Here is a 20,214-nt window from a genome sequence, read left to right on the forward strand (position 1 = left end):
GGACTACGGCGGCGAACCCCCTTTTATCCAAGAGATCCTCTAGGGAGAAATCCCTGACTAACCCCGTACGCGTCCTGGGGGACGGTTCGGTGAAGGAGATAGAGTGCTTGCACCAGGCCCTTGGGGAGTTCGATGCCAGCGGGAGGAGGAGGCCCATACCGGTGGAGAAGAGTGAGTTCAGAATGAGCGCAGATGTAGTCATCTCCGCTATTGGTCAAACTCCAGAGAGCTCCTGCCTGCGGGGAGAGGTACAGGTAAATCGGGATGGTACTCTGACCGTATCGCATGATCTGGCGACAAGCCATGCGGGCGTCTTCGCCGCAGGCGATGCTGTGATCGGCCCGGCCACGGTGGTGGAGGCTGTGGCCCAGGGGAACCTGGCAGCCCTGGCTGTAGACAACTATCTGCGGGGACGGGAACTCGCTCTGGAGGAGAAACTGGGTCCCTATATGACGGCAGAGCTCACCTACGATCTTGAGGAGTATGGAAAGGTGAAAAGGACAGCTATGCCCGAACTTCCAAAGGAGTCGCGCCAGGGCAATTTTACGGAGATCGAACAGGGTCTCTCTGAAGAAGCTGCTCAGATTGAGGCCCGGCGCTGTCTCCGCTGTGACCTGGAGTATGTTTCTTTGATCGAAGAGGATTTGCGGAAAGACGAACTCCTGACGGTAAGTCTATCCGAGGGCTAGAGGTAGGAGACGGAGCGTACGCTGTTCCCGAGCAAGGCAGGCTAGAGGCGGCTTGGGAGAATAGGAGAAGGGAGATTTGATGGAAGAGCTGAGATTGACTGTGAACGGCATTGAGGTCCAGGGAAAGAAGGGAGATACTGTCCTTCAGGTATGCCAGAGAAACGACATCTACATACCCACCCTCTGCCACATGGAAGGTCTGTCTGACCAGGGGACCTGCCGCATGTGCATTGTGGAGATTGAAGGAGAGAGAGGGCTGAATACTGCATGTACCACTCCCGCCAGGGAAGGGATGGTGGTCTGGACGGACACGGAGAGACTGAACCAGTTACGCCGATCCACGCTGGAGCTTCTCTTTTCTGAGCGTAACCACTTCTGTATGTTCTGCGAACTTTCCGGGGACTGCGAGCTCCAATCTCTGGCCTATCGTGCAGGGATTGATCATTTCGGCTATCCATTCCTATATCCTCCGCTTGCTCTAGATTCCTCCCACCCCTATTTGCTGTTAGATCACAGTCGCTGCGTCCTCTGTCGCCGCTGTATCCGGTCCTGTGCCGACCTGGTGGGAAACCGCACCTTGGGGGTGAAGGGGCGGGGATTTAGTACCATGGTTAGCGTAGATATGGACCAGGCTCTCTCTCAATCCACCTGTATCTCCTGTGGGACCTGCGTTCAAGTCTGCCCCACAGGGGCCCTTTTCGATCGGATCAAGACCTATCGGGGAAAAACTAAGGAGTGCCGTCGAGTGAGCACGGTATGCGGTAGCTGTGCCCTGGGGTGTGGGGTGGAGCTTTTCGTGCGGTCCAACCACATAGTGCAGATATGGGGAGACTTTGCGTCCGAGGTCAATCGGGGAGTTCTCTGTGTCCGCGGTCGTTACCAGCCTCTCCTTGGGCGGAGAGAACGGATCCGTATTCCCCTGATGAGGAGAAATGGATACCTGGAAGAAGTTGGTTGGGAGGAGGTTCTGGAGGTGGTGGCCACTACGCTCCGCCAGGCCAGAGAGAAGACAGGCGGAGCTCTGGGAGCTCTGGTGTCCCAACGATCTACTAATGAGACCCTCTATCTATTTCGGAGGCTTTTCCAGGAGGTTCTCCATGGTGAACAGGTGGGGGTACTTTCTGTGGGGTCCGGATTTTCGGAGGAAGAGATATGGGGCCAGATACCGCCGGGGCTCATTAGCTCGAACGGGACGGCCGATCCTGCCCGACGGAAGGCAGTCCTGCGAGCTGCTAATAGCTACGGCGCCGAGAAGTTGGGCCTGAACGAGATAAGATGGCCAGAGAACCTCGAGACTCTTTATATTCTCTTGGGAGAGGAGTCAGGAGAAACTCTCTCTCTGTCTGAGCTACGTCGGATTCCTCATATTTTCCTTCAGACGAGTTATCTCTCGCCTCTTGTGGAAGTTGCCCAGGTGGTTCTGCCTTCTCGGGTCTGGCCGGAAAAAGAAGGAAGCTTCACCGATTTTCGAGGAGAGCTGAGGCTCCTGACTTCAGCACTGCTTCCTCCTCCAGGAGTTCGGGATGACTGGGAGCTTCTTGTCGAACTGGCAGCTCGCCTGGAATTTGAAAAGCACTACACCTCTCCGACAGAAGTGTTAAAGGAGATGAAGGAAAGGAGCATGGTGTGAGCGAGAAGACAAGCAGGATAAAGATTGCCACCCAATGGCTGGCTGGATGTGCTGGCTGTCACATGTCTATCTTGGATCTGGATGAGGAGCTGGTGAAGCTACTCACTGAGAACCTGGAGCTTACCTCCTCTCCCATCACGGATCTTAAACATCCTCCCCAGGTTGAGGTTGGGATTCTGGAAGGAGCTGTTGCGGATACCTCCCACGAGGAGGTAGCCAGGGAGACGCGCGCCCGGTGCAAGATCCTGATAGCCATTGGGGATTGTGCTGTTTTTGGTGGTGTGGTGGCACTGCGCAACCTGATCTCCTTGAAGACGGCCCTGCAACGGGCTTATGTGGAGGCCGAGAGTGTGGAGGGAGGGAAGATCCCTAATTCCCAGGAGTTGGCCGTACCTCTGCATAAGGTGAAAGGAGTAGATCAGGTTGTTCGGGTGGACGTCTACCTTCCAGGCTGCCCCCCTTCGGCGGATGCCATTGGCTTTACTCTCAAGGAACTCCTCGCCGGAAGAAAGCCTGTTCTCAGTGGCGACAAGCTGCGCTACGACTGAAAGGATCGAGCGTAGCTGGGGGGAGAGTACAGAGGTGGGGAAGCAGTTGAGTCAGGATATTGTACTAAACCAGGATATTGGGGGAAGGAGAGAAATTGCCCGTGTCTCAGAAGATTACTATCGAGCCTGTAACCCGCATTGAGGGGCATGCCAAGGTCACCATTCACCTTGACGATGAGGGAGAGGTAGCCTGTACCTACTTCCACGTGAACGAGTTTCGGGGTCTGGAAAAATTCTGTGAGGGCAGGATGTTTTTCGAGATGCCCATGATCACCCAGCGGATCTGTGGCATTTGTCCAGTGAGTCATCATCTGGCTGCTGCCAAGACCTGCGACGCCATCTTGGGAGTGGAGATTCCACGGCCTGCCCGGCTATTGAGAGAGCTTATGCATATGGCCCAATTCGTCCAGTCCCACTCCATGCACTTCTTCTATCTGGCCGGGCCCGACCTTCTTCTGGGCATGGAAGCCGATACCGCGAAGCGAAACCTGCTGGGGTTGGTGGAAAGCCACCCCCAATTGGCTCTCCAGGCAGTAAAGTTGCGCAAGTTTGGCCAGAGCATTATTGAGAGACTGGGGGGTAAACGAGTCCACCCCTCTTTTGCCGTAGCAGGCGGGGTGAACTCAGCACTTCACCCGGCGGATCGCGATGTTATTTTGAAGGAGGTAGAAGAGGCGACCCCCATGATCCTCTCGTCGTTGAAACTTTTCAGAGACTGGTACGACGAGAACCAGGAGCTGGTCTGGAGTTTTGCCTCTTTCCCCTCCGCCTATATGGGGCTGGTCGATGATAACGGTTCTCTAGAGCTCTACGACGGTAGCATTCGTATCAAGGATGAGAATGGAAATACTATAGTTGACCGCCACGACCCGACTGACTACCTCTCCCTCATTGCTGAGCACGTGGAGGACTGGTCTTATCTCAAGTTCCCCTACTACAGGGCTCTGGGCTGGCCCCAGGGCAGCTATCGGGTGGGTCCTCTGGGGCGTCTGAACGTGGTGGACAGTGTGGGTACACCCCTGGCCCAGGAAGAGTTTGAGCGCTTCAAGGCCCTCAGCGACGGGATGCTGCAGGGTTCGATGCTTTACCATTATGCCCGGCTCATCGAGGATCTCTATGCAGCGGAGAGAATTGCCGAGCTTCTGCACGATCCGGAGATTCTCTCCACCGATATTCTGAGTAACTCGGATCAGATCACTGGAGAGGGTGTGGGAGTAATCGAGGCTCCCCGGGGTACTCTCATCCACCACTACAAGACCGATGAGACAGGGAAGCTCACCAAAGTTAACCTCATTGTGGCCACTGGACACAATAACTGGGCCATGGGTAAAGCTGTAGAGGTAGTGGCCAGGCAGTACATTCGGAGAGGCAAGCTCACAGAGGGCTTGCTCAATCGGGTGGAGGCAGCCATCCGCTGCTACGACCCTTGTCTCTCCTGTTCCACCCACGCTCTGGGAGAGATGCCCCTAAAGGTCCAGTTGATCTCCTCCCGGGGCGAGTTTCTAGGTGAGCTCTCGCGGTCTTTCTAAGTAGATTTGCCCACCTGTTCGGGAAGGGGAAGGTAGACGGTGAAGGTACTCCCCTCACCCAGTTCACTGATCACTTCCACCCTACCCCCATGAGCATCCACAATCTTCTTCACGATGGACAGACCCAGGCCCGTTCCGGTGACATATTTGGTCTCCGGAGTACGCAGGCGGAAGAACTCCCGAAACAGCTTAGGAAGAGCTTCCCTGGGAATACCTACCCCCGTATCTGAGATGTCGATTCGGACATACGGTTCCTCCACTTTGGTCTCTACCCATACCTTTCCCTCCTCCCGGTTATATTTAATGGCGTTGCTAAGGAGGTTAGTAAAAAGGCGGATCATCTCCTCCCGATCGGCCTGAAGGAGGGGGAGTTCAGCGGGTAGCTCACAGGTTATACTGACCTTCCTGGTCCGGGCTTGAGGGCTCACCAGCTCCAGTGCCGACTGCAGGATGTCCGCCAGAGGAAGCTGCTCGATCCTCCGAAAGGTGCGTGCTGCCTCCAGGCGGGAGACCTCCAGGAGGTCCTGTATGAGAGCGAGAAGAGCCTCCCCTCTCTGGTTGCAGCGCTCAAGCATATGGCGGATCTGGGCAGGATCCCGGACTGTGTCTCCCAGGATGAGGTCCAAATAGCCTTTAATGGCGGCCAGAGGAGCTCGTAGCTCGTGGGCTACCATGGCTATGAACTGGGCTTTCATGCGGTCTAGCTCCTTGAGCTGAGTAATATCCCGCAGGACCAGGACAGCTCCCAGAATCTGGCCGTTCTCGTCCCTTACTGCGGCCACGTTAGCCATCACTACTGTTTTGCCCTCTGGATCCAGGCTGAACTCCCGGGCCACCCGGGAGTACTGTGAATCCGGGGAAGAGAGAGATTCGGCTAGCAGAGTGGCCATTTCTGGGTTAGGGAGGTACTGCTCAAAAGGCTGGCCCAGCCGGGGAGCTTCCTTGAGGCTCAACAAGGTAAGGATGGCCGGATTATAAAGAACCAATTGTCTCTCTCGGTTGATCACCAGCACTCCATCAGCCAGGCAATTAATGATGGTACGCAGGCGAGACTTCTCCGTAGCGATCTCTAGAAGCCGACGGTCTCGCTCCTCGGCCAGACTCCTTGCCTCTAGAGTGAGCCGGCGTACCTCCAGACCTCGCTCTACCACTCCCAGGAGCTCATTGGGGGTAAAAGGCTTAGTCACAAAATCGTAGGCTCCTAGCTTGGTAGTCCGAACTGCCAGCTCTAAGGTAGCATAGCCAGTGATGATGATGCAGACCGTGTCGGGACTCAGATTGCGCACTGCCTGCAATAACTCTACCCCGTCCATGTCAGGCATCTTTATGTCGATGAGGATCAGGTCAAAGTGATCCTGCCTGGCCTTGGCCAGGCCTTCCTTTCCTCCAGCAGCAGTCTCCACGCGATATCCCTTTCGGCAGAGTACCCGGCGGCAGCCCTCCCGGACGGCGGGCTCATCATCCACTACCAGGATGGAGGCTGGAACAGGTTCTGCTAATGACTCCTGAGGGTCTCTACTCCTTACCTTAAGGGCCTCTGGCATCTTCTAGACCTCTTCTCTTCGGTCTGTTTCCAAAAGGAGACCTTGGCTCTCCTCAATCTGGGGAGGGGGGTGGTGAGGCAGGATAATGGAGAAAGTGCTCCCCTTGCCCTCTTTACTGCGCACGCTGATCTGCCCTCCGTGCATCTTGATTATCGCATATACGAGGGCTAGCCCGAGGCCTGTGCCCCGCCCCGGCTTCTTGGTGGTAAAGAAAGGGGTAAAGATCTTGCTCAGATTCTCCTCGGGGATACCACAACCCGTGTCTGTAAACTCGATCAGTACTCCGTCCTCCACTGGCGCCGTGACTATAGTCAGGTCTCCACCCTGCGGCATGGCTTCACAGGCGTTGATAATGAGATTGGAGAACGCCTGCTGCAACTGGGAATGATCGGCTAGGAGGCGAGGAAGTCGGGGATCCAGGTAGTGCACCAGCCTCACGTTCTCCAGGCGCGACTCTTTCTTCAAGACTTGGAGGGTCTCCTCCAACAGCACGTTCAGATCTGTTGGCTGCAGATCCAGTTTTCTCTGGCGTGCAAAGTCGAGAAGAGCCGCTACGATTTTCTTAGCCCGGTCAGCTTCTTCCGTGATTGTACGGAGGTCACTAAAGTGGGGGTCCTCGGCACTGACTTCTTCCAGTAATAGGTGGCCGTATAGCAGGATGGCAGCCAGGGGGTTATTGAGCTCATGGGCCACTCCTGCTGCCAGTTCTCCCACGCTGGCCAGCTTTTCCTTCTGGATAAGCTGGGTCTGGGCTCGCTCCAGCTCCTGGCTGAACTTCTGTACAGCCTTCAAACTCTCCTCTAGCTGGTCGATCAGGTAGGGAAGACACATCTCCGCCTCGGCCAGTCCCTGATAGACGGCGATAGCCTTCTCCCTGCAAGTGGGATAGCCGCAGGCCGCGCAGTTGAGTTCGTTCTCCGGGCCCAGCTTTTTGATGCGGCGCAAGATGGCTTTGACCTCCTTCTGGCCAGGTATGGGGAGGCTTATGGCGCGATTGGTAAAGCCACGATGTAAATCCACACAAGCATACTCGTCCAGGAAGCTCTCTATGTCCTCCTGTCTTTGTCTGGTTAGCTCGTGGCGCACGTAGTTGGTAACTATCTCCTTGCGCGAGAAACGGCTAAATCCATTCCCAATTATCGGCCCATTGATACAACCCTCGCAAAAGAGGATATCCAGAAACTCCACTTTGATGGCGTCCTGGCTGAGCTCACTCAGTATCTGAAGGACGTTGTCCTTTCCGCCCACAACCATGATGTTGTTCTCCAGAATGTCTGCCCGTAGAGCGGCGGTCTTAAGAAGCCCGGCGGACACTGGGAACAGGCGGCCAACCCCCGGTCGTGGCCCATCGAAGTCGGTTTCGGGCAGCCGGGTGAGTTCGATTCCGTCTTGGGCGAAGAGGGAGCGTAACTCGTCGTAAGCAAGAACAGCATCCACGGCGCTGGCCACTGGGGGATCGCGTATCTCTGCCTTTTTAGCAATGCAGGGACCGATAAAGACCACCTTGGCCTGAGGTCGGTACTTCTGCTTGATCACCCGGCCCAGGGCGATCATGGGTGATACCAGGGGAGCCAGGTAGGGGATAAGAGAAGGAAGATACTTCTCTATGTAGAAGACTACCGCGGGACAGGGAGTGCTGATAACGGTTCTCTGACGACCTTCTTTAAATAACTTGTAATACTCGCGGCCCAGCAACTGGGCTCCAAAGGCGACCTCCAGAACCTCTTGAAAGCCCAGCTTGCGCAGGGCGGTCACTATCTGGCGTGGCTTGGCAGGATGAAAGGGGATAGGGAAGGAGGGGGCGAGAGTGGCGAACACAGGGACGGCATCCTGCAGCAGTTCCTTTACCAGTTCAATTTCGGAGTAGATTTCTTTAGCTGATTGGGAACACACCTTCACGCAGTTGCCACAGGTGATGCAGCGTTCCTCCAGGACCTTGGCCTGTCCTTCCTCCACCTTGATGGCCTTGGCTGGACAGCCTCGGATACACGTGTAACAGCGACGACACTTCGCCTTTATGGTTCTTACTATACCTCTTGTGGGCACCTTTTCGCTCTCTAGGGTTTCTTAAATCTTTTCCTGCCCCATCTGTAGCCGCTCATGAGGAGATAGGCGAGCATCCCACCTGACAGACCGGTCTATGTCCACGAGCAATCCACCACAGGAACTCAGGAGAGAAGGTCTTTGTTCAATTTTTCACGTATATAACTATAGCATGTTTGTCCTTGGCCGGCAACGATCACCCTTTTGGTGACTGTCCTAAACATCGGTGTGAATTGTTGAACATCTAGAGCAGGCAAGACAAAAGTCCTGGTCAATGGACATGAGCCAGCACCTTAATTGCTATTAAAGCCTCCACCCACCGATTAAGGGACGATTACCCCTCCGAATACATTCCTACGTGAGGCAGGACAGTGAGGCAACAAAACTCGAAAGTAGATCGTGGTATCATCCAGGAGAGTGTCTTTTATCCGGTGTGGAGAGGGACTGCATATGGAGGGGAGTGGATGGCCAAGAGAGTCAAGTTAAGGAAGGGGCAGCCCACGCTCCGTCCGGTACGTGCTGATCTCCATATCCATACGGTCCTCTCGGCCTGTGCCGACTACCGTATGGCTCCCCCTCTTATCGTCCGCACGGCGCTGCAGCGAGGTCTTGATCTCATTGCGATCACCGACCACAATTCAGGGGAGAACGCGGGAGCAGTCCTGCGGGCTGCCGAGGGTACCGGTTTAACGGTACTTCCGGGCATGGAACTATGTACCCGGGAAGAGGTTCATCTGGTAGCCCTCTTTCCGGAGCTAATATCTCTCTTATGCTGGCAGGAGGAGGTCTATGAAGCTCTCCCTCATCTGGCTAATGATGAGGCGGTCTTTGGAGTCCAACTGGTGGTGGACGAGCAGGGACGGTTTCTGGGTAAGAACCATCGCTTTCTCTTTGCCGCGACAGACTTCTCTCTGGAGGAGGCCGTAAGGAGAATAACTGAGATCGGGGGTTTCTGTTTCCCTGCACATGTGGATCGGCCTGCCTTCGGCCTCCTGACTCAGTTGGGCTTTCTTCCCCAGGATGTAGATTTGCCAGCGGTGGAGATCTCACCTCGTATTAGCTGCCAGGCGGCGAGGGAGAGATTTCCCTCTCTGGGGTCCAGGGTTATCATTCAAGCCTCCGATGCCCATCGGCTGGAGGATATCGGTCTGGGTATGACCGTTTTCTCCATGGCCGAGCCCTCCTTTGAGGAGTTGATCCTGGCTAGTGTGGGAAGGGATGGGAGAGGGGTACTGGGGTACGGACAGCTCCCAGGCGGTCAAGATTTGGTCTAACTCCATTCAAAGCGGTCCCTTTTCAGATCAACACTACGACTCCTGAACCAGATGTTTTGTGATATACTAAGCCAGGAAAAGTACCGACAAACTGTCTTAAGATAGGAGGGACTCTCGTGGAATCTTTGCCAAACCTGGTTGAGATAACCAAGAATGTCTACTGGGTAGGAGTTAAAGACTGGAATCGCCAAAGATCTGGTGGATGCCAGCGCCATAATTCTCGGGGCACCCACGGTGCTGGCCGGAGCACATCCGCTGGCTGTATATACTGCCCATCTAATTAAGGCTTTACGGCCGCCTACCAGATTTGCAGCCGTGTTGAGTTCATATGGATGGGCTGGAAGTGCAGTAAAACAAATTCAGGAAATACTGGAGACATCCAAGATCGAAATTGTTGGGGCTGTAGAGGTCAATGGACCACCGCGAAAGGAAGATATTCTGGACATAGTTGATTTAGGAAGGCAGATCTCCAAAAAGATAAAGGAGAGTCTATCGGCATGGAAGAGGGGAGATGCGCTGACCGACAGAGAATGCTGCATTGACACAGAGTTAAGGGGCGTCACTGTCCAAGTTCTTATTGCGCCTTGCTGAGACTCCCACGTTCGGCCGGAAAACTTTACAACTCCCGAGGGCAAAGTTAAAATAAGGCAACCAGGTGAACCAGGCGAAAAGGAGGTTTCAGTTATGGGAAGAGTTGGTGGTGGACTTGTGAGCGTGGTTATCGCCTTCGGGGTGGGGCTGGCAGTAGGTCTTTTGACTGCCCCTCGGCCTGGCCGGGAGACAAGGCAAATTCTCAGAGAAAGGTGCCAAAGTCTATGTGAGGATGCCTGCCAGACCATAGAAGAAAGAATTTCTGATTTCGTGGAATCCGTAGAGAGTTACACGGAAGGACTGCAGGAGGAGTAGCAAGTTTTTCTAAAAAGAGTCAGAGAAGTAAGCGATAATCTTTTGCTTCAAGGTCCTATTTCTCTAGTATTCCAGGTTCCGAGGGCCTGAGCCTCTTAGAGTGTCGCTCAACCCATTGCGCCAATTCCTTCTTGGTCATTCGACCCGCGGCAACATCGCTGATAGCTCGAAAGGCTTCCTCCTCAGAAGCAGTTAATTCATATCCGTTCCTTTGAAGAAATGTGTCTGTAACTACAAGAGCCAATCGCTTATTTCCATCAACAAAAGGATGGTTAAGACAAAGGTGGTAGCAGTACGCTGCGGCTTTGGCGAAAAGGGAACTATGAAGCTCTTTACTGCCGAACGTCGCCTGAGGCTGAGCCAAGGCTGAGTCCAGAAGTCCCTCGTCCCTCAGTCCGGGTGAACCCCCATACCTTCTAATGAGGTCCTCCTGAAACATAAGGACCACTGCCTTCGGGATGTAACGAGGAGCCTTCATTCAGCCAGGGCCTTCAGGGTGTCCCGGTACTTTGTGTTGGTTCGCTCGTAAGCCCTGGCCCAGGCGAGAAACTCGGGATCATAGGGTGTCACAGTGAAACCATCCTGGCCTTCGATGATTTGGACGGTCTCCCCTTCCAGCAAGTGATAACGCTCCACTACTTCCTTGGGCAAGGTTATACCGTAGCTGTTGCCAATCTTGCGCACTTTGACAGTTTTCATGTCTTAAGTATATACACATGTTGTCACAATTTCAAGTTTGGGATACCATTTGGAAGACATTTGATAAGAGTAGAGAGTTAGCTTATATTTATGTAGCATGTACTAACTACTAACATTTGCTAGCAAAAGGGAAATTGCTCACGAGGAACATCTTGAGAAGGCCAATGTGACAAGAAAACTTCTCATTGAGGGTGTACGACGTTGGAAGCTGGAGCACGCCCTCAAGCTCTACCGAGAGGGAGGTATCACTAAAGAGAGGGCTGCCGAGCTGGCCGAAGTCTCCTCCCTTGAAAATAACCCAATTTTCATGCGATGTGGTGCGCCGCGGTGCATGGGCGATTCCTTGTATGAGATCGTAGATGCTGTCCAGGAGCGGTGCATTCCCTCTACCTATAGACTGGACGATCTTAAAGAAGATTTAAGAGCGCTCTACAAAAGGGAGCTTCCAAATTAGCTGAAACAATTTCTCTCGGTGTCTCCCTGGCTCCATCGTCTCTTAATCTTTTGTACAACGCACCATACCAGGAGGTTGCCATGGCCAAAACCAAAAACTATCTTGCCTTTGATTTTGGTGCCAGCAATGGAAAGGCAGTGCTGGGCAGATTTGATGGTAAAACTATAGTAACGGAAGAGATTCACAACTTTGAGAACATACCGGTGCTGGTAAATGGCACATTGTATTGGGACATACTGAAGCTATTTCATGAGTTGAAGGTGGGCTTAGGAAAGGCAGTCAAAGTTAGTGGTGGCAGTTTAAACGGGATAGGAATAGATACCTGGGGGGTTGACTTTGGTTTAATCTCCCAAGATGGGGCTCTTATTTCCAATCCAGTTCACTACAGAGATAAACGAGCTACGGGTATGATGGAAAAGGTGTTCTCCAAAGTTCCCCCCAAAGACGTTTTCTTTATGACCGGTGCTCAGACTCTGGAAATCAACACCTTATATCATATTTACTCCATGGTCCTATCCAAATCTCCTCTACTGAAAATAGCAGATTTAATGCTTCATATGCCGGATCTTTTCAACTATTTCTTAACTGGAGAGAAGATAGGGGAATTTACTATTGCTACTACCAGCCAGATGTATGACCAGAAAAACAAAGTATGGGCCAGGGAGCTGTTAAAAAGGCTGGATATACCCTATGAAATCATGCCAGAAATTGTAATGCCTGGAACGGTGATAGGAAATCTACTTCCCGAAATCTGCCAAGAAACTGGCTTCCCCTTCATACCAGTAATAGCCCCTGCCTGCCATGATACTGGCTCAGCAGTAGCAGGAGTGCCTGTAAAATCTGATTCTGGTAAGACCTGGGCATTTATAAGCAGTGGGACCTGGTCTATTATGGGAGTAGAGGTGAACGAGCCTATTCTCAGCCAAAAGGCCTATGAAAAGGGTTATGCCAATGAAGGAGGCGTAGCCGGAACTTATAGGTTTTTAAAGAATATTACTGGATTATGGATCATCCAGGAGTGTCGTTCTGCCTGGGAAGCTAAAGACGGGCGAGAAATTTCCTGGGAAGAGATCTGTAGTTTAGCCTCCCAAGCACCACTTATGGCTTCCTTCATAGATGCTGACAACGCCATTTTTGCTAGAAAGGCTACTGATATGAGTGAAAATGTAATTGAATTTTGTAAAAATACCCATCAAAAGATTCCCCTTAGTAGAGAGGAAATATCTAGAGCTATTTTTGAAAGTCTGGCTCTAAAATATAGAGTTTCTCTGGAGCAGTTAAAAGAATGTCTGGGTAAAAAGGTGGAGCTTATCCACCTTGTAGGAGGGGGCTCTAAAAATAAGATTTTGAGCCAGTGGACAGCCAATGCTACAGGGCTACCAGTGATAGCAGGGCCTGCCGAGACTACTGCCAATGGTAATCTTATGCTCCAGTTAATAGCTACTGGCGATTTATCCTCCATTAAAGAAGCAAGAGAGGTTATTATAGCTTCTTCAAAGCTCGACCATTATGAACCCAAAGACGTTGATTTATGGAATGAAGCCTACGAAAGATACAAAAACCTCGTGGTCTAGGCTCTTTCTCCAACACTACTACCTTCCAACCGCTCTAAGATGTTTAGTGTTATAATTAAAAAACTAGAGCATTTGTTCCTCAATCTTGACCAAAGAATTGTGAGGTGAATTCTGATGGAAGACATCTTATTAAAGCTTAAAAGCATAGAAAAGCTAGTTAAGTCAGGTATAGAGGATAAAGTAGTGGAGCGAACCGTAGATAAGCTTTACAGATACCAGTCAAAAAAACTGAGTCAAGATCTTGATGATGTTGAGAGCCGCATCAAGGCGTTCGAAGGAAAATACCAGATAGGTTGTGACGAGTTCTTAGCCAGATACCGGACCGGAGAGTTAGGAGACCATGCCGATTACCTGGAGTGGTACGCCCTTTGCGACATGGCAAACAGACTCAGAGAGAGAATGAAAGTGTTAACAAGTTGAGCGAAGAGAATCCCTCTGTATCTGCCTATTTTGACGAAGTGAAGTACCTGTTAATTACGGAGCCATCTATTGGCTCCTTTGACATTTTAAGAGAGGTGGTAAAGGAAAAAGAAGGCTTTATTCGCATAAGAGCCATGTTAAGTAATAAAGGCATCCTTGAGATATTCGAGTACGTAACCATAGACAGAGAAGAACCTGTTGTCAATACCTACAGCTTCCATTGGCAAGATGGAAGGGGAAATCTCCTAAGTAGATGGGATAACGCGCCGCACCATAAGGAGGTCACCAGTTTCCCGCATCACAGACATTTAGAAAATGGAGTGGTCTCTTCAAAGCAGGTAACTCTTAAAGAAGTTTTGGAAATCATTCAGGAAGAAATGTCGCAGTAAATGTGGTTCAGCACTTTCCTCGGGGAGTTCACTAAAGGCGGGGTCGTTTCTATACCTCAAGCATATGCAGATGCAACCTTCAAGTCCTGTGGATACGATTTTGCCCTTTGTTCCCATTCCTTCTATAATCTTCTGAGAAGGATGTTCAGAAAAAGATACTAATCCTTTCCATAGTTGTCTTTAGTGGCTATCTTCGATGAGGTTTCTATGATCAGGATAGTTCCCATCAAGGTTGGCGATCAGGTTAAGCTGAAAAAGCCTCATCCCTGTGGTGCCAATGACTGGCGGGTCATCAAGCTGGGAATGGATATCGGTCTCCAATGCCAGAAGTGCGGGCGCCAGGTCAGGTTGCTGCGAAGAGACTTCGATCGCCGATTCAGAGGCCATCTGGATGGTCTTGATAGAAATGGGGATAGTCTGGATGGAAACCTGGAGGGAGAGGTCTGATGCAGATTGGGATAGTAGGCCTTCCCAATGTAGGCAAAACGACTCTCTTTAACGCTCTAACTGGAGCTGAGGCAGAGGTAGCCAGCTACCCTTTCTGTACCATTGAGCCCAACATCGGAGTGGTGGAAGTTCCCGATGAGAGGCTTTTGCGGCTATCCGAGATGATCAGACCTCAGCGCACTGTCCCCACGACCATAAAGTTCCTGGATGTGGCAGGCCTGGTGCGGGGGTCCAGTCATGGGGAGGGACTGGGTAATCAGTTTCTGGCCAAAATCCGGGAGGCCGATGCCATCGCCCAGGTGGTGCGGTGCTTTGAGCGGGAAGATATTTCTCACGTGGAGGGAGAATTATCACCCTTGAGGGATATAGAAATTGTGGAGACGGAGCTTTTGCTGGCTGATCTGGCTGTGGTTGAGAGGCGCCTGGATAAGGCCCGGGGAGCGGGCAGGTCCGGAGATGAGAAGGCCAAAAAGCGGGTCCAGGGGCTAGAGAAGATAAAGGAACATCTGCAGAGGGGCAAGTTGGCCCGGCTTCTACCTCTGGATGAAGATGAGCAAAAGCTGATGGAGGAACTGAGTCTTTTGACCAGGAAGCCTACGATCTATGTAGCTAACGTCTCAGAAGATGCCTTGGACGAAAAGAGCCAGGAACGTCTGAGGGAGATATTCGACAAGGCCAGAGACAATGGGGCAGAAGTAGTGATAGTGGCGGCCAAATTCGAGAGCGAGCTGGCTCAACTGGAGTCTGAGGAGAGGAAGGAGTTTTTGAGGGAAGAGGGGCTGGAAGAGTCCGGCCTGGACCAGTTCATCAAGGCCAGCTACAAACTTCTGGATCTGGTTACTTTCTTCACTACAGTGGGGCCGGAGGTGAGGGCCTGGACCATCAATAAGGGTACCCGGGCTCCTCAGGCTGCGGGTAAGGTCCACTCGGATATGGAGAGAGGGTTTATCAGGGCAGAGGTGGTATCCTATGGTGACCTACTGGCTGCTGGATCTGTGCCCAGAGCCAGAGAATTGGGCATCTATCGTCTGGAGGGCAAGGATTACGTGGTGCAGGATGGGGATGTGACTTACTTCAGGTTTGCTGTGTAGAGAGCGGTTGACACTCCCATGACTAAAGCCGTGGGATTCTCGGATACCCGAGCAACACAGGTGCCAGTTGAATCTAACACCTGAGGCCGGTGCCATGGCGGCCACTACAGGGATTTCTCCCTGATACTTTTTGGTCTGGAGAATCCTTAAAGTTCTCAAGACCTACCCACAACATTTTACATTGCGCAGGATTGTGGCAATAACGCCATACGTTGTCAAAGTGCCACAAGAATGATAGCACAGTGGGAGCAAAAAACAAGAGGCCATTCATCCCACCCCTAAAGGGATGGGCTTTCTTGCCGGAGGTGTTTGTAAAATTGACCAAAGCGCATAAGCCTGTTGACTACGACCACGATTATGACTATCTGACCGACTTCTGGCTGGGAGAGGGCCGGCAATACGAGGAGAGAGTCGAGCTCGAGGCTCTTAAAAAACTACTCCCGGCTCAGGGGACCTCTCTTATTGATCTGGGAGGAGGTTTTGGTCGATTGGCCAAGGCTTACCTGGATAGATTTGAGCAGGTGGTCCTTTTAGACTACTCCTTGAAGAATTTGGAGAGGGCCCAAGAAGAGCTCCTGCGTAAGCATATCAAGAAAATGACCCTGGTGGCGGCCGATGTTTATAATATTCCTTTCCCTAATTCATACTTTGAGTATGCCCTCTGCGTTCGAGTAGTTCATCATTTACAGGATCCCCTGGCCTTTTTTCAGGAAACCAGACGGATTGTGAAGGATGGGGGGAGGTTTATTCTGGAATATGCTAACAAAAGGAACTTTAAAGAGATACTCAGGTTTGTGTTTCGTAGACCCCACCGCAGTCCCTTTACTATGGAACCGTCTCCGGTGGGAGACAGAATTCTTAACTACCACCCCCGGTACATAGAAATCACATTAGAGAACAGCGGCTTCAAGATCCAGGAAGTTCTAAGTGTTTCAAACTTTCGGCAGGCTTTTCTTAAGTCCTTCTTTGGTTCTCACAAATTAACCCTCCTGGACTCCTTAGTTCAGAGGCCTCTAGGTCTGATGCGTTTCGGACCCAGTATTTTTATCCGGGTAACAGCTTTATCAGCGGGGAGTTCCCAGTCTCCAGACGAAGAGTCTCCAGACCATGGGGGGAAGCGGAGCCCTTTTTATGGGTCATATTCGGTCCACTTACCCTCCGGGTCTCCAAAGATGGAGGATAAGCCTTATTGGCAGCCTCCCTTTCAATGTCCAGCCTGCTTGTCTCAGAATATCTTGGAGCGGGAGAATGAGGTCAGATGTCAGAGTTGCCATCGAGCTTATGCCAAAAGAGGCCTCATCTACGATTTCAGACTCCCCTGATTGATAAACAAATTGCCAAAACCCTGGCTCAATAGTAGAATAAATTTGCAACAAGTTAATTCAATTACAAGTCACTCATGCCGCCTACAGCGGCACCACGAAAGAATGAAAAACCTATTTTCAGGATAGGAGATGAAGAATGAAGGAAAAGATTTATCCTTCTGGCGTAATACATCGGCTTTCGGCTTATCTCAGGTACCTGGTCCAATTGGACGAAGTAGGACGAACAACGGTCTCCTCTCGGGAGATAAGCGATGCCGCTGGCGTCAACAGTGCCGAGATCAGGAGGGATCTCTCCCTCTTTAAGGTGGTAGGTAAGAGGGGCGTCGGTTACAACATTAAAAGTCTGATTACCCGGTTTAATGAGATCATTGGAGCTCAGCAAGAGACTAGAATAGCTTTAATAGGTGCCGGCCATCTGGGTACGGCTATTGTTAATTACGATCCTCTTCCAAAGCATGGCTTTGTCATTTCCACCATCTTCGATAACGATCCTGAAAGAATCGGGCAAAAAGTGGGCAATCTGGTAGTCAAAGACATTAGGGAATTGGAAAATGTCGTCAAAAGACATAAAATAGCCACTGCTATTCTGGCTGTCTCGCCAGAGGCAGCTCAGGAAGTGACGGATCTCCTGGTAGATGCCGGGGTCAAGGTGATTCTTAACTATACTCCGGTCAGAATTGAAGTTCCTTCAGGGGTAATCGTCCAGACTACAGATCCCGTGGAAAAATTATTACACACCCTTTATTATCTGAGTCGAAAAGGTCAGGGATATTCTGCGGCTGGCTAAGCTCATCTTTAGTAGCAGTTAGCGAGCATAGCCTTTATTCCTCTGTAAAAAAATGTTGTGGCATAAGTGCAAAAACCAGATTTGAGTCGATTTGCCGCCAGATTTAGATTCGGAGGATGGGCCAAATGCGGAAATTGGGCCCTTTTTACAGGAACGTCATGTTATCCTTTTCCTCTGAAAATGCATCTTAATTTTCATGTTCCTTTGTGCCAGTGGTGGCATGAGGGTTTCATGAGGAGACCCCTTTGTCAGAAAAACAAGAATACCTGAGAAAGCTTTCCGCTGTTGACGAAGTCCTGATACTTCCGGAGATAGCAGAACTCCTGGAGATGCACCCCCGGGGACTGGTAGTCGATGCTGTGCGGATCATAATAAACGAACTAAGAGAAACCATTCTCTCTCTGGAGGACCTGAGCCAGTTGGAAGACTTGAAATTGGAGGCAAAAGATCTTATTCCGCTGGTCAAGAAATTGGTCCAGAAGGTAACTACTTTCAGTCAGAGGAGAGTGATTAATGCTACAGGGGTCGTAGTTCACACCAATTTGGGACGGTCTATACTGCCTGAGGAAGCCGTTGAGGCCATGGCCATGGCTGCCAGAAGCTATACCAATCTGGAGTATGATCTGTCCCAGGGTCAGCGGGGTTCCAGACAGACTCACGTAGCGAGCCTTCTTACCACTCTCACCGGCTCGGAGGCAGCCCTGGTGGTCAACAACAATGCGGCTGCCGTTCTGCTGGTGCTTACCGCTTTGGCCCAGGACCGGGAGGTTATTGTATCCCGGGGAGAACTGGTGGAGATAGGAGGAGGTTTTCGTATTCCTGAGATCATGAGGCAAAGTGGAGTCAGGCTGGTGGAGGTAGGAACTACCAACAAGACCAGGATCGAGGACTACCAGAGGGCCATAACCTCTGAGACGGCCCTTCTTCTAAAGGTGCATACTTCCAACTTCAAGATTGTCGGATTTGCCCAGGAGGTGTCTTTGCAAGAGCTGGTTTGCCTGGCCAGAGAGTTCGGTCTACCAGTGATGTACGATCTGGGGAGCGGAGTTCTGACCCAGCTTGATGTGAGAGGCTTTGAGCAAGATCCTAAGGTCAGGGACTGTGTTAAAGCTGGAGCTGATATAGTAACTTTCAGCGGCGATAAGCTCCTGGGTGGACCTCAGGCGGGGATGATTCTAGGCAGGAAGGATCTGGTGGAACGAGTCAAAGAACATCCATTGGCCAGAGCGGTAAGGATAAACAAGATCAGCCTGGCCGCCCTGGAGGCGGTCCTGAGACTTTACTTTGATCCGGCCAGGGCAGTACAAGAGATTCCCACCCTGGCCATGATATGCAGGTCATACGAGGAGCTAAAAGCCGAGGCTGAAGCATTGAAGGAAATCCTCACTCATGAGGTGAGCCCGAAGATTACTTTTTCTGTGGAGGATGAAGTCTCCAGAATTGGTGGAGGTGCCCTCCCTCTTTTGGAGTTGAAGACTGCTGCTCTGGCTCTCTTCTCCAAAGATCTATCGGCCCAAGAGATGGAGGGAAGGCTTCGTCTCTCCCATCCTCCTGTCATCGCCCGAATCAAGGAGGACAGAATTCTGATCGACTTTAGGACTCTCTTGCCCTCTGACCGAGATGACCTGGTGAAGGTGATTAAAGAGATATCATCCGGGGACTGACTTTACCAGTGGAGAGATTAAAGTGGGAGAAGATAGTTTTTCGCCCTATATTATTATCGGGACAGCCGGACACATCGACCACGGCAAGACTGAACTGGTCAAGAGGATGACCGGCACCGACACGGACAGGCTCAAGGAGGAGAAACAACGGGGCATCTCCATAGATATCGGTTTTGCCGAGCTTAAACTTCCCAGTGGCCGCAATGTAGCCATAATTGACGTGCCTGGTCACGAAAGATTTGTTAAGAACATGCTGGCGGGGTCTACCGGAGTGGATATAGGCCTTCTGGTGGTGGCAGCCGATGATGGGGTCATGCCCCAGACCAGAGAGCACCTGGCCATTCTGGAACTCCTGGGTATAAAGAGGCTGGTGGTGGCTCTCACCAAGATTGATCTGGTAGATAAGGAGTGGCAGGGACTGATCGAAGAACAGATAAGAGATTTCCTTAGAGATACCGCCTTTGCGGATGCTCCTCTTGTGTCCGTCTCTTCCCGGACCGGAGAGAACGTGGACGTGCTCATTGGTCTCCTGGATGAGCTGTCAGCGGTCCGATCTGACAAGGAGATAGACCCTCCTCTCCGCATGCCCATAGACCGGGTCTTCAGCCTGAGTGGTATAGGGACAGTGGTTACAGGAACCCTGTGGTCCGGAACCATCGAAGTTGATCAGACTGTGGAAGTATTGCCCGGTAGACTACGCAGCAGAGTCAGGAGCATCCAGGTATTTAACCGACCCGTTCCCAGGGCTTTTCCCGCTCAGCGGGTCGCTCTGAATCTGGTGGGAGCGAAGAGGGATGAGTTGAGTAGAGGAGACGTCATTGTCTCGCCCGCTAGTTTTAGCATTACTTATGTTTTTGATGCCCGGGTGAGGATTCTGAAAGATGTAGGCAGGGGGTATCGCAACAGGTCTCCGGTGCGAATCTACCACGGCACCCGGGAGACGGAAGCCAGAATGGTTATCATCGATGGAATCGCCCATGCGCCGCGGCGCACCACGTCGCATGAAAATTGGGTTATTTTCAAGGGAGAGTCCATAAAACCGGGCCAGGAAGCTTACGTTCAGATCAGAATGATCGAGCCCCTGGTTCTGAGATACCAGGACAGGTTTGTCCTCCGAAGCTACTCCCCTATTACCACTATCGGCGGAGGACCGCCTCCAGGGCGGCCAGGCTGATCTTGTTTATCCTTACCGCTCTGGCCA

The 20,214-nt window shown here is 51.7% G+C and carries 21 protein-coding genes; 17 read left to right on the forward strand and 4 right to left on the reverse strand.

All coding sequences use genetic code 11. The features are described from left to right. The 4 genes from HW443_RS03600 to HW443_RS03615 all read left to right on the forward strand — a co-directional run. Positions 1–689, forward strand: a 689-nt coding sequence (locus HW443_RS03600; protein WP_219857222.1) for an FAD-dependent oxidoreductase, incomplete at its 5' end; no start/stop codon positions are given. Positions 690–768: 79 nt separating this feature from the next. Beyond that, entirely contained in the window at positions 769–2,319 is a 1,551-nt protein-coding gene (locus tag HW443_RS03605; RefSeq protein WP_176236723.1) for a 2Fe-2S iron-sulfur cluster-binding protein, read from the forward strand. After that, the gene (locus HW443_RS03610) at positions 2,316–2,867 is read left to right on the forward strand and encodes an NADH-quinone oxidoreductase subunit B family protein (protein ID WP_258188922.1); all 552 of its coding nucleotides are present in this window, start codon (positions 2,316–2,318) and stop codon (positions 2,865–2,867) included. Before HW443_RS03605 ends, HW443_RS03610 begins: the two co-directional genes overlap by 4 nt. 101 nt (positions 2,868–2,968) lie before the next feature. Beyond that, complete coding sequence (locus HW443_RS03615) at positions 2,969–4,396, forward strand: Ni/Fe hydrogenase subunit alpha (protein WP_176237911.1); 1,428 nt, start codon at positions 2,969–2,971, stop codon at positions 4,394–4,396. Here the strand turns inward: HW443_RS03615 and HW443_RS03620 are convergent. Next, entirely contained in the window at positions 4,393–5,940 is a 1,548-nt protein-coding gene (locus tag HW443_RS03620) for an ATP-binding response regulator (RefSeq protein WP_176233161.1), read from the reverse strand. The genes HW443_RS03615 and HW443_RS03620 overlap by 4 nt on opposite strands. A 3-nt stretch (positions 5,941–5,943) precedes the next feature. Beyond that, positions 5,944–7,986: a [Fe-Fe] hydrogenase large subunit C-terminal domain-containing protein gene (locus HW443_RS03625; RefSeq protein ID WP_176237912.1), complete on the reverse strand. Its 2,043-nt coding sequence runs from the start codon at positions 7,984–7,986 to the stop codon at positions 5,944–5,946. Between the two features lie 461 nt (positions 7,987–8,447). Here HW443_RS03625 and HW443_RS03630 point away from each other — a divergent pair, with 461 nt between their 5' ends. The 3 genes from HW443_RS03630 to HW443_RS03640 all read left to right on the forward strand — a co-directional run bounded on the left by HW443_RS03630 (position 8,448) and on the right by HW443_RS03640 (position 10,163). After that, entirely contained in the window at positions 8,448–9,257 is an 810-nt protein-coding gene (locus HW443_RS03630; protein WP_176235919.1) for a PHP domain-containing protein, read from the forward strand. A 198-nt stretch (positions 9,258–9,455) separates the two neighbouring features. Further along, positions 9,456–9,848, forward strand: coding sequence for an FprA family A-type flavoprotein (locus HW443_RS03635; RefSeq protein ID WP_176232127.1), 393 nt, complete (start codon positions 9,456–9,458; stop codon positions 9,846–9,848). Between the two features lie 93 nt (positions 9,849–9,941). Beyond that, positions 9,942–10,163 (forward strand): YtxH domain-containing protein, encoded by a 222-nt coding sequence (locus tag HW443_RS03640; protein WP_176235918.1) that lies wholly within the window; start codon positions 9,942–9,944, stop codon positions 10,161–10,163. A gap of 55 nt (positions 10,164–10,218) precedes the next feature. On the opposite strand, the gene HW443_RS03645 is transcribed toward HW443_RS03640, so the two are convergent. Continuing rightward, positions 10,219–10,641, reverse strand: coding sequence for a type II toxin-antitoxin system death-on-curing family toxin (locus HW443_RS03645; RefSeq protein ID WP_176235917.1), 423 nt, complete (start codon positions 10,639–10,641; stop codon positions 10,219–10,221). Then, positions 10,638–10,862, reverse strand: a complete 225-nt coding sequence (locus HW443_RS03650) for an AbrB/MazE/SpoVT family DNA-binding domain-containing protein (RefSeq protein WP_176235916.1) — start codon at positions 10,860–10,862, stop codon at positions 10,638–10,640. Before HW443_RS03650 ends, HW443_RS03645 begins: the two co-directional genes overlap by 4 nt. 166 nt (positions 10,863–11,028) lie before the next feature. On the opposite strand from HW443_RS03650, the gene HW443_RS03655 reads away from it, so the two are divergent. From HW443_RS03655 to selB, 10 genes are all read left to right on the forward strand, one after another. Next, positions 11,029–11,316 carry a hypothetical protein gene (locus HW443_RS03655; protein ID WP_176236720.1) on the forward strand — a complete coding sequence of 96 codons (288 nt, stop codon included), beginning with the start codon at positions 11,029–11,031 and terminating at the stop codon, positions 11,314–11,316. Positions 11,317–11,396: 80 nt separating this feature from the next. Then, a complete protein-coding gene (locus tag HW443_RS03660) occupies positions 11,397–12,890 on the forward strand; it encodes a rhamnulokinase (RefSeq protein WP_176235603.1) in 1,494 nt (497 codons plus the stop codon). Positions 12,891–13,004: 114 nt separating this feature from the next. Then, the gene (locus HW443_RS03665) at positions 13,005–13,310 is read left to right on the forward strand and encodes a hypothetical protein (RefSeq protein ID WP_176235602.1); all 306 of its coding nucleotides are present in this window, start codon (positions 13,005–13,007) and stop codon (positions 13,308–13,310) included. Beyond that, positions 13,307–13,699, forward strand: coding sequence for a toxin-antitoxin system TumE family protein (locus HW443_RS03670; RefSeq protein WP_176235601.1), 393 nt, complete (start codon positions 13,307–13,309; stop codon positions 13,697–13,699). Before HW443_RS03665 ends, HW443_RS03670 begins: the two co-directional genes overlap by 4 nt. 207 nt (positions 13,700–13,906) lie before the next feature. After that, positions 13,907–14,146, forward strand: a complete 240-nt coding sequence (locus HW443_RS03675; RefSeq protein ID WP_176235604.1) for a DUF951 domain-containing protein — start codon at positions 13,907–13,909, stop codon at positions 14,144–14,146. After that, positions 14,146–15,237, forward strand: coding sequence for a redox-regulated ATPase YchF (gene ychF, locus HW443_RS03680; protein WP_176235600.1), 1,092 nt, complete (start codon positions 14,146–14,148; stop codon positions 15,235–15,237). Before HW443_RS03675 ends, ychF begins: the two co-directional genes overlap by 1 nt. Before the next feature lie 305 nt (positions 15,238–15,542). Next, positions 15,543–16,559 carry a class I SAM-dependent methyltransferase gene (locus HW443_RS03685; RefSeq protein ID WP_258188923.1) on the forward strand — a complete coding sequence of 339 codons (1,017 nt, stop codon included), beginning with the start codon at positions 15,543–15,545 and terminating at the stop codon, positions 16,557–16,559. Between the two features lie 139 nt (positions 16,560–16,698). After that, positions 16,699–17,349: a redox-sensing transcriptional repressor Rex gene (locus HW443_RS03690; protein WP_176235598.1), complete on the forward strand. Its 651-nt coding sequence runs from the start codon at positions 16,699–16,701 to the stop codon at positions 17,347–17,349. A gap of 245 nt (positions 17,350–17,594) precedes the next feature. Further along, on the forward strand, positions 17,595–19,013 hold the full coding sequence (gene selA / locus HW443_RS03695) for an L-seryl-tRNA(Sec) selenium transferase (protein WP_176226231.1): 1,419 nt from the start codon (positions 17,595–17,597) through the stop codon (positions 19,011–19,013). A 22-nt stretch (positions 19,014–19,035) separates the two neighbouring features. Next, a complete protein-coding gene (selB, locus tag HW443_RS03700; protein WP_176237913.1) occupies positions 19,036–20,187 on the forward strand; it encodes a selenocysteine-specific translation elongation factor in 1,152 nt (383 codons plus the stop codon). Positions 20,188–20,214: the final 27 nt, after the last annotated feature.

It is taken from the genome of Candidatus Hakubella thermalkaliphila (assembly GCF_013281975.1).
Classification (GTDB): domain Bacteria; phylum Actinomycetota; class Humimicrobiia; order Hakubellales; family Hakubellaceae; genus Hakubella; species Hakubella thermalkaliphila.

Bases quoted from the DNA above. Each gene is read 5' to 3' on its own strand.
- HW443_RS03605 (WP_176236723.1), top strand. From the start codon at position 769: ATGGAAGAGCTGAGATTGACTGTGAACGGCATTGAGGTCCAGGGAAAG.
- HW443_RS03620 (WP_176233161.1), bottom strand. From the start codon at position 5,940: ATGCCAGAGGCCCTTAAGGTAAGGAGTAGAGACCCTCAGGAGTCATTA.
- HW443_RS03630 (WP_176235919.1), top strand. From the start codon at position 8,448: ATGGCCAAGAGAGTCAAGTTAAGGAAGGGGCAGCCCACGCTCCGTCCG.
- HW443_RS03640 (WP_176235918.1), top strand. From the start codon at position 9,942: ATGGGAAGAGTTGGTGGTGGACTTGTGAGCGTGGTTATCGCCTTCGGG.
- HW443_RS03645 (WP_176235917.1), bottom strand. From the start codon at position 10,641: ATGAAGGCTCCTCGTTACATCCCGAAGGCAGTGGTCCTTATGTTTCAG.
- HW443_RS03650 (WP_176235916.1), bottom strand. From the start codon at position 10,862: ATGAAAACTGTCAAAGTGCGCAAGATTGGCAACAGCTACGGTATAACC.
- HW443_RS03660 (WP_176235603.1), top strand. From the start codon at position 11,397: ATGGCCAAAACCAAAAACTATCTTGCCTTTGATTTTGGTGCCAGCAAT.
- HW443_RS03665 (WP_176235602.1), top strand. From the start codon at position 13,005: ATGGAAGACATCTTATTAAAGCTTAAAAGCATAGAAAAGCTAGTTAAG.
- HW443_RS03675 (WP_176235604.1), top strand. From the start codon at position 13,907: ATGATCAGGATAGTTCCCATCAAGGTTGGCGATCAGGTTAAGCTGAAA.
- ychF (WP_176235600.1), top strand. From the start codon at position 14,146: ATGCAGATTGGGATAGTAGGCCTTCCCAATGTAGGCAAAACGACTCTC.
- HW443_RS03690 (WP_176235598.1), top strand. From the start codon at position 16,699: ATGAAGGAAAAGATTTATCCTTCTGGCGTAATACATCGGCTTTCGGCT.